Here is a 15,426-nt window from a genome sequence, read left to right as displayed (position 1 = left end):
AATCACACCCTCGAAAGAACTGAGATGTCCTTACTAAGAATTGTCTTACCACTTGGAATATGGATTAATTTCACATTTACGGAATCCCCGGTACGGAGTACTTCCCAGCCATCTCCTAATAATACCTGCATACCGTCGATACAGTCATCTCTAAAATATTTATCAGATACATATGTATATACCCAGTCTTCATATCCTCCCGTTCCTGAACCATAAGTTCGTGGACCATATGCACCTATATGCATAGTAGTACCTCCGGTTATTGTGTAATTTCCAAACTGCATTTCATCTGTTGGATTTCCGTATGCACCCCAGTCTTCAACTCCCGCACCATAACCGTACGGGAAAGAACGGTAAATCGGAGAATCGTCATTGCCTGCATAATAATAATTCAGATAAGAAACACCGGCAGTTGTAGTACTGCCTCCCCTGACGAAAGTCCCGGTATTGGTAGCACTTTCCGCTATCCAGGAGGTCATAATTTTTATATCTGACGATGGTATCGGCTCACTTACGCTGTAAACATAAATATCAAATGATGAATCGGGATCACCAGTATTTATAATCCTCATATCTGCAGAAATTTGAGGAGCCACCTTCTCTCCGCTTGTTATTCCACCGGCAAATGCACTGACAACAGCAGCAATAATGATCGTCACAACGAGCATCAGCATGACGCCGACAACCGGCGATACTGCACAGTCTTTTCTCTTTTCATAACGCATAATAAAATTTTCACCTCATCTTGATTTGTGAATAAAAATGCCAAACCATCCGGTACAAAAGTACATAATTAAGCCCCCACCCAAGTAAGACATAATTATAATTTTTTATTAAATTTTGTACGTTTTAATAATTATCATTTGAATTAGTAGTGATAAAATAGGACATAATAGTTAAAAAAATATGACGTATCTTTAAAACTCGTATTATTAAGATATTCACATTAAATCTTCCAAAAGGCAATTTGAATTATCACATCGAGACGCGTAAATTAAAAATTACAAATATTAAATCAGATAATACTCACAAGAATAATTATGAAAGTAATAATATGCGGAAAAGGAGGCTCGGGCAAGAGTACAATTACCGCCCTCCTTGCAAGGCATTACAGCGAAAACGGCCACAAGGTACTTGTGATTGACACAGACGAATCCAACGCCAGCCTTAACAGAATACTCGGCATGGAATCCCCCAAAGACCTGATGGAATACTTCGGCGGAAAAAGAGGCATGATGGAAAAGTTCAGGAAGTCGGGAGAAGAAGATGCAAAACCATCCGAACTTAACTGGACGTTCGACGATATCCCGGATGGTTTCATATCCCGTAAAGGAGAGATCGGACTAGTTGCAATCGGAAAGATCCACGAGGCGGGAGAAGGATGCGCATGCCCAATGGGAATATTGTCAAGGCGCTTCATCTCCGAGCTTAAGCTTTCGGACAAAGATGTCGTCATTGTCGATACCGAAGCGGGAATCGAGCATTTTGGCAGGGGTATCGACCAGATATGCGATGTAATACTTATGATCATAGACCCGTCCTATGAATCCCTGCACCTCTCAAAGGAGGTATCGAAGATGGCTGAAAAGATCGAAGTTCCGGTATATTACATACTAAATAAGATCGATACAAAGACATCGTCATATCTAAGGAATGGCGTAGACAACAAAGAAGCAATTATTGCCGAATTCACCAATGACCCTGAACTCCTGGTATCGGGACTTGAAGGAAAAGAGCTTCCGGGAGATTATCCGGGAATCTTCGAGATAACCGAAAAAATCGGTGTAAAATAAATAAAACCTGAAAAATTCTAAACATTTTTATACTGAAATAAACAATAAAAGAACTCCACATCATGCATTTATTAAACATATTCAGCTGATATCAAAGAGATATCCAGCGAGCAACTCATTTTATGATATAGATTTAAATCTGAACAAATAATAAAAAAATTCTTTTTTTATTTACGAAAAAAATACTAAAATAAACAAGATAATACTAAATAAAATAAATTAATGATTATTAGATCTTAATAACTTAGGGATTGGACATCCATGAAACACAAATTCCTGATTGTCATAATGCTTCTGGCGGCGTTATCCGCTCACGCGGCAGCCGCAGATACTCTGCAGGGGGCTACTTATACTATTACTCCTACCGGGGATCCCGACGAATACAGAATATCTATTTCGGTCTCGAACATAACCGCAGGTGGCCTGAGCATAGAGTTCCCCGGAACATTCGAGATCGTAGATACGAACATCCCTGCCGAAAACTACGGGAACGATGACGAAACATTCATCGCAACTCTCACGGGTGAGACAGAGATCTACATAGATGTAGTCTGCCCCAACCTTGCGACAGGCGAGATCCTTTCATCATGGGATGATATCGCGACAGGCACACACGGGGGCGAAGAACTTTCGGTTAAAGAATCGGAAAAAGAACAAATTCCTTCCTCAACCTCTGCAAAAGAAGCTCCGTTCGGGTATTCGGGTATACTTGCACTGCTCTCCGCGGGCATAGCAGGGCTTGTCATGAAAACTTCCGGCAGATCTTCTTCAAAGGAGGATAACTAAATGAAAAGTACATATAAGAAAGCGGAATTTTTCCTCATTCTGATGCTTTCGGCTGCATTCCTGTTTACAGTACCGGTATACGCAGCCACGCAGGAAAATTCAGAGAGCCTTCCGCTGGATAACAACAGCGATCTGGAGATCAAGGCAGACGAACTTGCACCCGAGATACTCTCCTACCTTACTGAGAAGTACATCAACGGAAACGACAGCGCCGTCTACGACAAGGATCTCGCGGACGCCGCATATATCTATTCCAACTGGAACGGGAAACCGAAGACAGTTACCGATACAAAAGGCCAGGAGATCACCCTATACAGGCCTTTAAGAAATATCGCCGTAATGAACAGCGAGACGCTCGAGACGATGAGATCTCTCGGACTTGACGAAGATATTGTATCGGGGGTTGGAAAATATACACTTGCAGACGAGGTTTTCTTCCCCGAATACTCGGACAAGGAGAACACAGGCTCTGTCTGGTCGCCCGACTACGAGAAGATAATCTCGCTTTCACCCGATGCAGTTTTCCTCTATGCTGATTTCATGGAGGAGACAGCCGACGAAATACAGGAGAAGATCCAGTCCATGGACCCCTCGATCAAGGTGTTCAGGTTCGACATGTATTACCCTTCGACATACATCAATGAGACAAAACTCCTCGGCGAAGTCATCGACAAAGAAGATGAAGCTGAAAAACTTACCGGTTTCTACAATGAACAGATGAATGCCATCGATTCTGCATACGAAAATATCCCAAAGGATGAAAGAACGCAGGTCTACTTTGAAAGCTGGGTTGACTACAAGAGTGCAGCAAACGGCTCAGGATACAACGAGAAGATAAACCTTGCAGGAGGAGTCAGCATATTCGAGGATGCCACACCCGAATATCCGATCGTAAGCCCCGAAGAGATACTTGTCAAAAACCCCGATGTGATCGTCAAGCTCATCGGTTCCGGAGAGCTTACATTCGGAGGATATGAGGACAACAACACTGAAAAAGCACAGGAAGTATATGAGACGATAACAAGCCGTGCAGGCTGGCAGAACCTCGACGCAGTAAAGGACGACCATGTATATATCCTGAGCAACGACATCTTCGGTGGACCGGAATACATCATTGGCACGCTATACCTCGCCAAATGGATGTACCCCGATGAACTGGAGAATGTGGACCCCACTGCCGTCCACCAGAAATATATCTCGGAGTTCCAGCACCTGGACTTTGATGTAGATAATAACGGAGTTTTCGTCTGGAGCGGAAATCAATAGGTCACCTGCGGTAGATTCTGAATGGCAGTCGATTCCAGTGAATTCATGGCACAATGCCAAAAGATCAGGGCTAAGAAACAGGCCTTTTTCATTGGCATTATCATCCTTCTGATACTTTTGACAGGCATAGGGGTAACTCTCGGTACAGCTGAAATATCGATTACACAATCATACCAGGCTCTCTTTTCAGGACTTTCAGAAAGATTAAGCCAGTTTTTCCTGGGAACAGAACAGGCCTCGCAGTCCATGACCGAGATCGTTGTCTGGGACATCAGGCTTCACCGGGTACTGTTCGCCATCGCCGCCGGATTCGGGCTTGCAATCGCAGGAACCATAATGCAGGGAATACTGAGAAATCCGCTCGCAAGCCCTTTCACACTGGGAATATCATCGGCAGCATCATGCGGGGCATCTGTCGCCATAATACTGTTCGGCGGATTCGCCCTTCTCTCAGGAAGCATCACCATCATGGCCCTTGCATTTTTATTTTCGATGGCTGCAGCATTCGGGATCTATCTCATGGCAAGGCACAAAGGACTGTCTTCCTCGTCGATGATACTCGCCGGAATCGCACTGATGTACCTGTTCTCGGCGATAACTTCGCTCCTGCAGTATTTCGGATCTTCGGACCAGGCAGCCGCGGTCGTCTACTGGATGTTCGGATCCCTCGACGATACGACATGGCTCAACCTCGGGATCGTATGCCTCGTTCTCCTTGTAATTGTTCCATACCTGCTCCTGAAGGCCTGGGACCTAAACGCCCTCGCCGAGGGATCTGAGATCGCAAAATCGGTTGGTGTCCCGGTCGAGCGTGAGATGACGATATTCATGTTCATAGCATCCCTCATAACCGCAGTCATCATCTCGTTCACGGGGACCATAGGATTCATCGGCCTTGTCGCTCCGCATATCGCGAGGATGACAACAGGAAGCGACAACAGGATACTGATCCCCGCATCGGGGCTGATGGGCGCAGCGATTCTGCTCGGTGCGGACTGCTTAAGCCGGGCGATAATTTACCCAGCCGTAATTCCCGTAGGAATAATGACTGCATTCCTTGGGGTTCCGTTCTTCCTGTACCTTTTCCTTAGGAGGGATGATACGGGATGGTAGCAGTAAGAGTAGGTGATCTCTCCTTCTCATACGGGCAGAAGGAAGTCTTTTCAGGGATCTCTTTCGAAGCGGAAGAAGGAAAAATCCTTGGTCTCGTCGGTCCGAACGGGTGCGGGAAGACTACCCTCATCAAATGCATCGACGGCATACTGAACCCGGAAGGGACTGTCGAGATCTTCGGAACAGACTCGAAGACACTCGACAGGATGGATATTGCGAAAAAGATCGCATATGTTCCGCAGAGTGTCCCGGAAGGACTCTCGTCCTATGTCTACGAGACGATCCTGATGGGGAGGCGGCCGTACCTCAACTGGAATATCAGGCCGGAGGACGAAGAAAAGGTATATTCAGCGATGAAACTCCTTGGAATCGAGGATTTTGCATTCAGGAAGACGAAAGAGCTTTCGGGAGGAGAGAGGCAGCGTGTAATGATCGCCCGTGCGATTGTACAGGAAACCCCAATCGTTCTCATGGACGAGCCGACGAGCAGCCTGGACATAAAACACCAGATGGAAGTCATGGAGAATATGCGGTTTCTTACGAAAGAAAAGAACACTGCCGTTATCGTCTCACTGCACGACCTGAACCTTGCCGCCGGATACTGCGACCAGATGGTCATGCTGAAAAAAGGAAAGATTCATAGCCGCGGCCGTCCTGAAGAAATCCTGACAGGGGATACCATAAGAAGCGTTTACGAAGTAGAAGCGGCCGTCAACCGGGAAAAAGAGCGACCATATATAATCCCGCTGCGACCGGCGGAAAAATAATGGAGGGAGAAAGATGGTTAAATTTACCGTGGTTTCATGGGGGAGCGAAATATCGGTCATCAGACATGCGGCAAAAAGGATAGGGTTCGAACTGTCCGACTGGAACGTCTATGACTTAAAAGAGAACAGCGAACTGGTTTCGGAATGCATCAGTTCATTTATGGACTCCGATTTCGTTCTTATCCACCCGTCGCACGATTCATACTGGGACGATATAATAGAAGGATTCCCCGAGGAGCTTCCGGTTGTATCATACGGTTTTTCGGATATGTTCTGGTCGGCATCCACCGTTCCCCTGGAGATCGTCTCGGCTGTCAGTGCATATTTCCTCTACGGCGGACTTGAGAATATCTACAACATGCTTGCGTTCTGTGCATCGAAGATCCTCAATCTCAATTATCATTATGCCAAACCCATGCCTACGAGGTGGGAGGGGATCTACCACCCTGACATCCCTTTCGTCCTTGACAGCGCCGGACAATACTTCGACTACAGGGGAGTCATATCCGAATATAACGTAGGCATTCTGTTTCCGAGGATACAGTGGATATGCGGGGATCTAAGGGCAATAGACAGTTTCATCAGGAGAATAGAACAGTTTGCAAACGTAATCTGCGTCTTCTGCTTTTCAAACGGCGACGACGAACTCGGGACACTTTCAAGTGAGGAATGCATCAGGAAGTACATGCCTGAAAGAATTGATGCACTTGTTGATCTGAGATCGTTTGTCCAGAGCAGGGACCGTGAATCATATATAGGACACCTGAAGAAGATGGGAATTCCCGTCTTCCATCCTCTTACAATGTACCATGACTCCGTTGAAGAATGGAGAAGATCGGAATTCGGGATGACCGGATCGGAAACAGGATGGACCGTCGCCCTTCCTGAATTCCAGGGCCTGACAGAGATGATCCCGTTCTCTTTTGCAGAAAAGGAATCCGTTTCGGGTGTCGAGACAAGCCTGCACATCCCCCATGAAGAGAGGATCGATAAGATCGCAAAAAGGATTGAGAGATGGATCAGGCTCTCGAAGAAAAATAATTCAGAAAAAAAGATTGTATTCATACTCCACAACAAACCCTGTGCATCCGTCGAGGGAACAGTCGGTTCGGGCGCAAATCTCGATACCCTTGAGAGTCTCTCCGGCATCCTGAAAGAGATGAAGAGTGCGGGATATGATGTCGACCCTCCCGAATCAGGAGAGGCGCTCATAAACGAGATCATGTCCAGAAAGGCTGTCTCCGAGTTCCGGTGGACTTCAGTTGAAGAGATCGTGGAAAAGGGCGGTGCACTTCATATAGTAAAGGCCGGCGACTACAGGAAGTGGTTTTCGACACTCCCGGAAAAAGTCCAAAAGGAGGTCTCCGAATGCTGGGGAAATCCGCCGGGAGAAGAGATCGACGGTGTTCCCCCGGCAATGCTTTACAAGGGGGATATTGTAGTGACAGGGGTCTCCTTCGGAAATGTAATCGTCTGTGTTCAGCCGAAGAGAGGATGTTCGGGCCCGAGATGCGACGGCAAGGCCTGTAAAATACTACATGACGCTAACACCCCGCCGACCCACCAGTATCTTGCGACATATCACTACCTCGACGAAACGTTCGGAGCAGACGCAATCGTTCATGTCGGAACCCACGGCAACCTCGAGTTCCTGCCCGGAAAAGGCGTCGGTCTTTCGGACTCCTGCTACCCAGACATTGCAATAGGGAACATGCCGCACCTGTACATCTACAACTCGGACAATCCTCCCGAAGGAACGACTGCAAAGAGGCGATCGTATGCGACGATCATCGATCATATGCAGACCGTTATGACGACATCCGAACTCTACGGAAATTTGAAGGAACTCGAGGAGCAGATTGCCGAATATAAGAGGGCAATAGTTTCCGATAAAGCCCGGGCCCATGCACTGACACACACAATCGAGGATCTGCTTGAAGAGACCGGGATTTCGTACTCGATAAACCTTAAAGGCCTGAAGTACATCGAAGCAGGATTCGACGAGATAATCGAGGCAGCACACAAAGTCGTAACCGAGACATATGAGACCAAAATCCCGAAAGGAATGCATATATTCGGGAAAAACCCGGAAGGCGAGGACAGGGTTGAAATGATAGACTCGATCCTCTCGTATGAAGGTATGTTAAATAAACTCTTATCTGAGCTTTCAGGAAGCGGTTCCGCAGATCAGGATATCGAAAAGATGAGAGAAGAGGAGATCTTCTCCAAAGAGATCATCAGCACTGTAATCTCCGGCGGCAATCCTTGGGAAACAATAAAATCCCGGATAAAAAAAGAATTACCACAGGAGCAGGCCGAAAACGCAGATGTAATATTCTCGCAGATCATGGAAATCGACAGGAGAATAGAAGACTCGGACGAGACTGGCGCCCTGCTGCACGGCCTTGACGGCAGATACATCGAACCGGGTCCTTCAGGACTAGTTACACGCGGAAATCCCGAGATCATGCCCACCGGCAGGAACTTCTATTCTCTTGACCCGAACAAGGTTCCGACAAAGGCCGCATGGAGAATAGGGAACCGACTTGCGGATGAAGTCCTGGCCAAGTACCTCCGTGAAAATGATAAATATCCCGAGAACATCGCATTTTACTGGGTATCTACCGACATCATGTGGGGAGACGGCGAAGTATTCTCCCAGATGCTGAAACTGATAGGTGCAGAGCCGGTATGGAAAGCCGGGAAGGTAAAATCCTTCAGTATTATCCCGCTCGAAGAGCTTCAAAGGCCGAGGATTGACATTACAGTTAAAATCGGAGGCATAATGAGAGACAATTTCTTCAACTGCATCGAATTCCTGGATGAGGTGATAAAAGCAGTTGCAGAACTCAACGAGCCCCCGGAAGCAAACTACCTGAGAAAGCATTCTCTTGAAAACAACTCGTCCGACAGGATATTCGGGAACCGTCCCGGAACATACGGAAACGGAGTCAATCTAGCTATCTATGCTTCCGCCTGGAAGGATGAAGGTGATATCGCTGACGTGTTCCTCGAATGGAACAGTTACGCCTACGGGAAAGAGAACTTCGGAACCCCGGCAAAAGAAAACATGACCGCCCAGCTGAAATCCGTGAACCTCACGTTCAACGTCGCAATGACAGACGAATACGATCTCCTTGGATGCTGTTGCTATTTCGGGGCACACGGCGGCCTTACAATTGCGGCGCGAACAGTGAGCCGGAAGAATATTCCTGTATATTACGGGGATACAAGAAGCCGCGACACTGTCGAGGTCAGGACTATTGCAGACGAGATAAGGAGGGTTGTACGGACAAAACTTCTCAACCCTAAATGGATCGACGGGATGAAAAAGCACGGCTACAAGGGTGCGGAGGACATCTCGAAGAGGATAACGCATGTCTACGGGTGGGAGGCGACTACAGGGGAGGTTGACGATTCGATCTTCGATAGCATTGCTGAAACCTTTGTACTTAACGAGGAAAACCGCAAATTCTTCTCCGAGAAAAATCCCTGGGCTCTCGAAGAGATAGAAAGGCGGCTTCTGGAAGCGAATGCCAGGGATCTCTGGGATGCAGATCCCAACCTGATAAACAGGCTCAAAGAGGCATACCTGGACATAGAGGGAGACATGGAAGACAGGAGAGGTGAAGCTCCCGGGAACATCCAGGGCGGATCAATAGACGTTTTCACGCTGAAGGAAATCTCTGAAAGCAGGCATAGAAGCTGATGTAAAATAAGACAAAAAAAGCAGGAATTAAGATCAAGGAACATTAAAATCAAAAGAAAGAGACTTTTTTTTAATATTTTGGATCTATTTATATCAATTTACCCATATTCATGTCAAGCGTTAACATAAATATCATCATCATATATTATTCGCCCGGATGGAACATGGATCAGTTTTACAGAAACAACATCACCTGATTCGAGTTCGTACCAATTATCTCCAAGTATAGCCTGCATGGAGTCCGTATAAGAATTATCCGTGTAACCGTTATTCACATAGTAAACAGACGGATAGGCCACCATACTTGTCCCAGCCAGGAGTGCATATTTCCCGAAGTTCATGTCAGCAGTGATATTTGCATAAGTGCCGTCCCACGGAAGCCCGGTTCCCGTTCCGATCGGAGAAACGCCCCCATTGCCATAGTTAAAATTTTCATCACCAGGGATAGAGAATGTATCATTAGAGATCATGACACCAGAGGAATCATATCTTTGCCATGAAGTTTTAAGCTTGAGGTCCTTCGTACTTACAGGAGAACTGAGAGAGATTATATTGATCTCAAACCTGCTCGTATCATTATAACCGGAATTGATAATCTTCGTTTCTGCAGTGACCTCAATCAAAGAGCCTGAATCAGAATTTCCTGCGATACCTCCTGAAAAGGCACTAATTACTGCGGCAAGAATAATGACAATTACCAGCATTAGCATTACCCCGACTACCGGAGAAACGCCATCAGGATTTTTTTCGAGTGGAGCCATAACAAATTCTCATTTTATTTTTTGATCTTTTAAAAGGATAATACTTAACATTCCGTATGAATAAAACATGTCGATCAGGTTAGAATCCTTCAGGGAAACTACTTTTGACCCTGACTTCAGGATTTTTAGCACTGCTGTTGAAGAAATAGATCCAGCGATCATTTTTCATATTTGTATTTATTTAGTGTTACTTTATTTCAAATAATTATTATATACCTATAAGCAAAACGTACAATAGTTAAATTTATCACTAAATTTAGTCGAAGTTCGGAATGCCAAATAAATTAATTATTATGTAAGTAAAATTTTATTGAGAAACAATTACTCAGGCAATTGGTAATTGAAAGGAGAATTGTTATAATCATGGAAACGTAAATAACATATAGTGTACATATGGGGGCAAATGAATGATAAATAGTTAACTTAGTTAATAAGAAAGGCAATTGGTATGGTATATTATTTGTTCATCAAATGCAGGCGTGGCCCACTTACGGCACCGGATTATAACAGGGGGATGCCCGTGCAAAGAGGTAAGATATGACAGGAAGTCAGGTGCCCGATATAGGACAGCTAACTAAGATTTTGACGATAGCAATTGTAGCAATCCTTATTTTGGTCGTTGCAGTCGGAGTTATTTTTGTCAGTAAGATGTTTATCGGAAATAATGAAGTTCCCGATTCGCCTGCATCCACCTATAATGAGTATGATCCGCTGATAGCATCGACATATAACGAACAGACAGCGACTTCGTCTGCAGAGACAGGTCAGGTAAGTTCCGCACAGACAGGCACTCTTTCCACTGATACGGGTATAAGCGATTCCATAAATGTTGTTGATAGTTATATCCCGGATGATCCTTACTTTAGACCATTAGAATTTGACACGGCCGCTGTGCCCGAAGACCCCGTTTCACGGCAATATTTCCAGACATTATACAAAACCACTAAAACATTCCAGTATGATTCAATGAGCATCGTTGTTTCTGTAGGCAAAGGGCCCCTGGTTGTCTGTTATGCAGTCTCAGATTTTATATCCGAAACTGATGACGGCGATGGAGTTCCATATTATTCGTTCCTTGCTGTAACAGTCATAAATAACAAAACAAATGAAACCGTCGCAACGGGTGGATACGGCAGGACAAATCCTTCAGAAGACGAACAATACCTCACAATACCCATGACAGGGGAATTCAGAATAAATATATATGGTACAGGTCTTGATGGAGCGATTACAGTTCTCTCCGGAACCGTTCCTGAAAACCCGAACTCCTTCAGTGTAATTACTAATGCAAACGATGTCTTTTCCCAGATGACAACAGGGAAAGTCGTTACTGAAGAAGCAACGGAAATACCTGAAGAAGAGGAAGAATGGTGGTTTTAATGGCTAACGAATCTTCTTCATTATTAAAAAAAACCACGAATGATTCCTGTGAAAATTTAGAACCCGCTAAACCCGGAGTAGAGGTTAATGCCGACAAATCAGCCGGGGAAAATAGTTTTAATGATATTGATCAGGATTTAGAAAAATCATATGAAATACCAGAAATCGGAGAATCTAATCTTATTCCAACCGGACCTGATGGTAATTTGAAAAAGAAAGAAGATACAAAAGAATCTTCACAGATAACGGTCGAAACATCAGACAGACCACATGAATCCATCATACAAAAAGCTAAAAAAATATCTATTAAAGAAGATTTTTTCAAAAAGAAGGGATTAAAAACCAAAAATGAATCTCCTGATCAGAAATCGAAATCAAACTCATTCTCATTGAAATTCAGATCTAAATCAAAAGATGACTTAAAAGATGAAGAAAAAGCAGAGGTCAATACTTCGGAAGGTCCTGATAAAACAGGAATTTCCGAGAAATTCAATGATTTAATGGAAATTTTAAAGAATCTTATTAAATCAGATAAACCCGAATCAGCTGAAGCTGTTCTTCACCATTCAAAATATCCCGATAATCCGGAGATAACTCCGGGGCTCATACCAGAATCATATGAAATCCTTGAATCATACTGGCTGTATCCCCCCCATTCATTTGTTATTATAGTAAGCGATGAAGAGAAAAATCTGCAGTATATGGTCTTTGAACCGGAAATAACCGAACAGGAGCACATTATACTTGAAGAAACCGATGCGCAGCTGAGATCTGTTGTACTGTATGATTCAAAGGCGCAGAATGAACGGGTAAACCTTGACTCGGAATTAGTATACAAAATCGTAAAAAACCTCGATCAAAATATCGCCGACGACAGGATAGATATCATCAGCTACTATCTTTACAGAAATTTCAAAGGATACGGAAAGCTGGATCCACTCATGCACGATGAAGGCATAGAGGATATCACATGCAATGGCCCTGATATTCCGGTATTCATATTTCACAGGAAATATTCCAATCTGCCGGTAAACATAGTCTTTGAAAATAAAGAACTCAACAGATTCGTTTTAAAGATTGCACAAAAAGCCGACAAACAACTCTCGTTGACAGCACCACTCGTAGATGCTGCACTCCCGGAAGGAGCACGCGCCCAGATTACATACACGGACGTAGTATCTTCAAAAGGAAGCTCGTTTACAATACGAAAATTCAAGTCAGACCCCATGACTCCTATAGATTTAATCGACTACGGGACTTACGATGCAGAGATCCTGGCTTTTATATGGCTGTGTGTTGAGAACAGGAAAAGTGCGATAGTCGTAGGAGGCACTGCCAGTGGAAAAACCTCGATGATGAACGCTTTTTCGCTCTTCATTCCGCATCTGGCAAAAATTGTATCTATAGAAGACACCAGGGAGATACAGATGCCCCATAAAAACTGGCTTCCGATGATGACAAGGGAGAGTGCATCACAATCAGGAAAAGGAAACGTGGATATGTTCTCCCTTTTAAAGACTGCACTTCGCCAGAGGCCGGAATATATTATCGTGGGAGAAGTAAGAGGCGCCGAGGCGCAGACTCTCTTTCAGGCTATGAATACAGGGCATACCACGTACTCCACACTCCATGCAGGAGGAGTCGAACAGGCGATCAACCGCCTTACTACAAACCCGATCAATGTCCCCGTCGCAATGTTCGGAGCACTTGATCTGATGATTATCCAGCAGTTGCAGTATATCGGCGGCAGAATGGTCAGAAGATGCATTACAATAGACGAGATCGTAGCAGAAAAGAACGACATCACGTATAATATCCTCTATAAATGGAATCCGGTAAAAGATGTTTTCAGGAAAATCTACAAGGAATCCAAAATTATAACCGACATCGCATACAGCCACGGCTGGACTGTAGATGAGACCCTGAATCAGATAGAAATCAGAAAAGAGATCCTGGAAGGGCTTCTGAAAAACGGCATAAGAAATTCGGATGAAATAACGGCAGTATTCGTAGAATTTGCAAAGAGCGGCAGATATGACTTTGAAGGATAATGTTTTAATAAAATCATTAAATACCGAAGAATTCAGGCGTTCTTTGAAAGGCAGCCATATTCCTATAGGCGCAGGAGAGTACCTGTTAATCCTGATTCTTGGTACGGTTCTTGCCGCAATGGTGTATATACTCCTTGTAATCCTGCTTGTAATACTTGAGATCGAAATAAATCCAATATCGTTCCTGCCTTATGAGATCTCGGTCCTGCTTTTATTCCTGATTCTGGTAGGAGGATTTTTTTTATTTGCCTACATGTATCCCCAAACGGTCGCAGCAGGGAGAAAGACAAGAATAGAGCTTGACCTGCCTTATGCCGTCACGTACATGCAGGCATTGTCGACAACAATGACGCTTTTTTCAATATTCAAAAGTGTCAGCGATAACGAAGATCTATACGGAGAAGTTTCAAAAGAATGCGGGATGATAATAAGAGATGTCGAATATTTCGGAGACGATCTCCTGACAGCGATGAGAAACGTCCAGGAATCCACGCCATCACCGACATTTTCAGAATTACTGAATGATCTTGCAATGGTTTTCAAGACAGGCGGCAGTATGACTGACTTTTTTGCCTCGAAATCGGCTCATTACCGGGAGACTGCTATGCAGGAGCTTGAAAACACACTGAAGACAATGGAGATTATGGCGGAGATTTACGTAACCGCCTTTGTCGCAGGACCTATTGCAATAATGATTATGGTAGTTGCACAGAATCTCTCGGGCCAGTCGACCATCGATCTCCTGGAACCCCTGATGTATATCGGTCTTCCCATAGGTGCGTCGGCGATGATATTCCTGCTCTATATAATGATGCCCCCCGACAATCTTGAGGTAAGCAGAAAAGAGATCACGCAATCAGAGTATGCAGATACCAATATAGATTCAGAAAGCATTCAGTTGGTCGACAATAAATTTTTGAAAAGACTTCAGTCAAAAAAACAGGCAATTAAAATCAAGACCGTCCTGAAAAATCCGTTGCGGTATTATGTTTCAGATTACCAGTACAGCATGGTATTCGGTATGGCGGCTGCAGGGGCAGTTACCCTCCTTTATATGAACGGGTACTTATTGGAGTTTTTCCCGAAATATACACTGGAATCATTCATATGCATAGTGATCTGTGCATTCATGTTCCCCATAGCTTTTGCATACGAAGCCCGAAGCTGGTATCTTAAAAAATTCGAATCACAGCTTCCGGGATTTTTGCGGGAAATATCAGATATGAAGGATATGGGGATGACTCTTCAGAGTGCAATTCATATTATTGCACAAAGCAAGATCGGTGTCCTGACATCCGAAGTGAAAATTGCCTCTGAAGAGATAAAAATGGGAACAAGCGTTTCAAGTGCCCTTTATAAGCTTGAGGAAAGAATAGGGCTTGTTTCTGTCAAAAGAGCGATCTCACTTGTTATCAAGGCAAGCGAGATCACAGATCATCTCAGGGAGATTCTCGCGATTGCGATAAGCGATCTTGAACATTATTTAAGGATGAAGAATGAACGGTTTGGGGTTTCGTTCATCTATGTAGCAATAATCTATCTTTCTTATGGTATATTCCTGTACTCGGCATATGAGCTGAATGTATCGTTTGTTCAAAGTTTCATGGATTTTGATATCTCTTTCAATCTTGATGCAAATATCCAGGAGATGTTCCATATTTCAATTATCCTGGGATTATTTTCCGGGATAATGGCAGGACAGCTGAGTTCAAATACTATGCTTGCAGGACTTAAGCACAGTATCATATTCATGATCGCTTCGCTGGTTCTGTTTGTGTTTATAATACAGGTGTAAGAAAT

General features: G+C 44.3%; 11 protein-coding genes. 9 read left to right on the top strand and 2 right to left on the bottom strand.

The window, feature by feature from the left end; translation table 11 throughout:
* Positions 1–2 precede the first annotated feature (2 nt).
* Complete coding sequence (locus tag MPET_RS03185; protein ID WP_013328581.1) at positions 3–725, bottom strand: type IV pilin N-terminal domain-containing protein; 723 nt, start codon at positions 723–725, stop codon at positions 3–5.
* A 315-nt stretch (positions 726–1,040) separates the two neighbouring features.
* On the opposite strand from MPET_RS03185, the gene MPET_RS03180 reads away from it, so the two are divergent.
* From MPET_RS03180 to cobN, 6 genes are all read left to right on the top strand, one after another.
* Entirely contained in the window at positions 1,041–1,793 is a 753-nt protein-coding gene (locus MPET_RS03180) for an ATP-binding protein (RefSeq protein ID WP_013328580.1), read from the top strand.
* Between the two features lie 261 nt (positions 1,794–2,054).
* Entirely contained in the window at positions 2,055–2,579 is a 525-nt protein-coding gene (locus MPET_RS03175; RefSeq protein ID WP_013328579.1) for a hypothetical protein, read from the top strand.
* Positions 2,580–3,845 (top strand): ABC transporter substrate-binding protein, encoded by a 1,266-nt coding sequence (locus MPET_RS03170; protein ID WP_013328578.1) that lies wholly within the window; start codon positions 2,580–2,582, stop codon positions 3,843–3,845.
* A 21-nt stretch (positions 3,846–3,866) separates the two neighbouring features.
* Complete coding sequence (locus tag MPET_RS03165; protein WP_013328577.1) at positions 3,867–4,958, top strand: FecCD family ABC transporter permease; 1,092 nt, start codon at positions 3,867–3,869, stop codon at positions 4,956–4,958.
* Positions 4,952–5,725 carry an ABC transporter ATP-binding protein gene (locus MPET_RS03160; protein WP_013328576.1) on the top strand — a complete coding sequence of 258 codons (774 nt, stop codon included), beginning with the start codon at positions 4,952–4,954 and terminating at the stop codon, positions 5,723–5,725. Before MPET_RS03165 ends, MPET_RS03160 begins: the two co-directional genes overlap by 7 nt.
* Before the next feature lie 13 nt (positions 5,726–5,738).
* Positions 5,739–9,434: a cobaltochelatase subunit CobN gene (cobN, locus tag MPET_RS03155; RefSeq protein ID WP_013328575.1), complete on the top strand. Its 3,696-nt coding sequence runs from the start codon at positions 5,739–5,741 to the stop codon at positions 9,432–9,434.
* Between the two features lie 113 nt (positions 9,435–9,547).
* Here the strand turns inward: cobN and MPET_RS14375 are convergent, their stop codons facing one another.
* The gene (locus MPET_RS14375; RefSeq protein WP_013328574.1) at positions 9,548–10,195 is read right to left on the bottom strand and encodes a type IV pilin N-terminal domain-containing protein; all 648 of its coding nucleotides are present in this window, start codon (positions 10,193–10,195) and stop codon (positions 9,548–9,550) included.
* A 537-nt stretch (positions 10,196–10,732) separates the two neighbouring features.
* Here MPET_RS14375 and MPET_RS03145 point away from each other — a divergent pair.
* The 3 genes from MPET_RS03145 to MPET_RS03135 all read left to right on the top strand — a co-directional run bounded on the left by MPET_RS03145 (position 10,733) and on the right by MPET_RS03135 (position 15,421).
* Positions 10,733–11,575, top strand: coding sequence for a hypothetical protein (locus tag MPET_RS03145; RefSeq protein WP_013328572.1), 843 nt, complete (start codon positions 10,733–10,735; stop codon positions 11,573–11,575).
* Positions 11,576–12,075: 500 nt separating this feature from the next.
* The gene (locus MPET_RS03140) at positions 12,076–13,626 is read left to right on the top strand and encodes a type II/IV secretion system ATPase subunit (RefSeq protein ID WP_148222179.1); all 1,551 of its coding nucleotides are present in this window, start codon (positions 12,076–12,078) and stop codon (positions 13,624–13,626) included.
* Complete coding sequence (locus MPET_RS03135; RefSeq protein WP_013328570.1) at positions 13,610–15,421, top strand: type II secretion system F family protein; 1,812 nt, start codon at positions 13,610–13,612, stop codon at positions 15,419–15,421. Before MPET_RS03140 ends, MPET_RS03135 begins: the two co-directional genes overlap by 17 nt.
* Positions 15,422–15,426 lie beyond the last annotated feature (5 nt).

The organism is Methanolacinia petrolearia DSM 11571 (genome assembly GCF_000147875.1).
Lineage (GTDB): Archaea > Halobacteriota > Methanomicrobia > Methanomicrobiales > Methanomicrobiaceae > Methanolacinia > Methanolacinia petrolearia.
This window is presented reverse-complemented; position numbering and strand designations above follow the sequence as displayed.

Coding starts and splice junctions, on each gene's coding strand:
- MPET_RS03165 (WP_013328577.1), top strand. CDS start 3,867: ATGGCAGTCGATTCCAGTGAATTCATGGCACAATGCCAAAAGATCAGG.
- MPET_RS03175 (WP_013328579.1), top strand. CDS start 2,055: ATGAAACACAAATTCCTGATTGTCATAATGCTTCTGGCGGCGTTATCC.
- MPET_RS03170 (WP_013328578.1), top strand. CDS start 2,580: ATGAAAAGTACATATAAGAAAGCGGAATTTTTCCTCATTCTGATGCTT.
- MPET_RS03145 (WP_013328572.1), top strand. CDS start 10,733: ATGACAGGAAGTCAGGTGCCCGATATAGGACAGCTAACTAAGATTTTG.
- MPET_RS03180 (WP_013328580.1), top strand. CDS start 1,041: ATGAAAGTAATAATATGCGGAAAAGGAGGCTCGGGCAAGAGTACAATT.
- MPET_RS14375 (WP_013328574.1), bottom strand. CDS start 10,195: ATGGCTCCACTCGAAAAAAATCCTGATGGCGTTTCTCCGGTAGTCGGG.
- cobN (WP_013328575.1), top strand. CDS start 5,739: ATGGTTAAATTTACCGTGGTTTCATGGGGGAGCGAAATATCGGTCATC.
- MPET_RS03160 (WP_013328576.1), top strand. CDS start 4,952: ATGGTAGCAGTAAGAGTAGGTGATCTCTCCTTCTCATACGGGCAGAAG.
- MPET_RS03140 (WP_148222179.1), top strand. CDS start 12,076: ATGGAAATTTTAAAGAATCTTATTAAATCAGATAAACCCGAATCAGCT.
- MPET_RS03185 (WP_013328581.1), bottom strand. CDS start 725: ATGCGTTATGAAAAGAGAAAAGACTGTGCAGTATCGCCGGTTGTCGGC.
- MPET_RS03135 (WP_013328570.1), top strand. CDS start 13,610: ATGACTTTGAAGGATAATGTTTTAATAAAATCATTAAATACCGAAGAA.